An 851-nucleotide genomic window follows, 5' to 3' on the forward strand; every position below is an offset into this window, starting at 1 on the left:
CGCCCGCCCGGTGGGAGCGGCGGTGTTCGGGCACTACGGCGACCGGGTGGGCCGCAAGGCGACCCTGGTCAGCACCCTGCTGCTGATGGGTGTGGCCACCACGCTGATCGGGCTGTTGCCCGGCTACGCGACGCTGGGCGTGGTCGCGCCGATCCTGCTCACCCTGCTGCGGGTCGCGCAGGGCATCGGGGTGGGCGGCGAGTGGGGCGGCTCGGTGCTGATCTCCATGGAGTGGGGCGCCCAGCACCGCCGAGGCCTGATGGCCAGCATGCCCCAGCTGGGCGTGCCGATCGGCCTGCTGCTGTCCACCGGCGCGGTACAGGCGAGCAGTGCGCTGTCCGGGCCCGGGTTCCTCAGCTGGGGGTGGCGGCTGCCGTTCCTGTTCAGCGTGGTGCTCATCGCGCTGGGCCTGTGGGTGCGGCTGCGGGTCATGGAGAGCCCGGACTTCGCCGAGGTCAAGCAGCGTCGCGCGGTGGAGCGCACCCCGGTGTGGGAAGCGATTCGGCGACACCCCCGGGAGATCCTCACTTCGGCGTTCGTACGGTTGTCCGAGCAGGCGCCGTTCTACCTGTTCATCACCTTCGTACTGACCTACGGCACCAAACAGCTGGGACTCCCCCGGGGCCAACTGCTCAACGACACCATGGTCGCCGCCGCGCTCGGGCTGGTCAGCGTGCCACTGTTCGGACACCTGTCCGACCGGTTCGGCCGCAAACTGGTGTACGGCATCGGCGTGGTGTGCACCGGGCTGTACGCATTCCCGTACTTCCAACTGCTGGACACCCGCTCCTCCGGGCTGGTGCTGCTGGCCATCGTCATCTCGCTGGTGGTGCACGACGTCCAGTACGGGC

The 851-nt window shown here is 69.8% G+C and carries 1 protein-coding gene; it reads left to right on the top strand.

What is annotated here, in order from left to right; all coding sequences use genetic code 11:
• Positions 1-851, top strand: an 851-nt coding sequence (locus tag ABEB12_RS24125) for an MFS transporter (RefSeq protein WP_345703104.1), incomplete at both ends; no start/stop codon positions are given.

Origin of the sequence: Actinospineispora eucalypti (assembly GCF_039543365.1) — a bacterium.
Lineage (GTDB): Bacteria > Actinomycetota > Actinomycetes > Mycobacteriales > Pseudonocardiaceae > Pseudonocardia > Pseudonocardia eucalypti.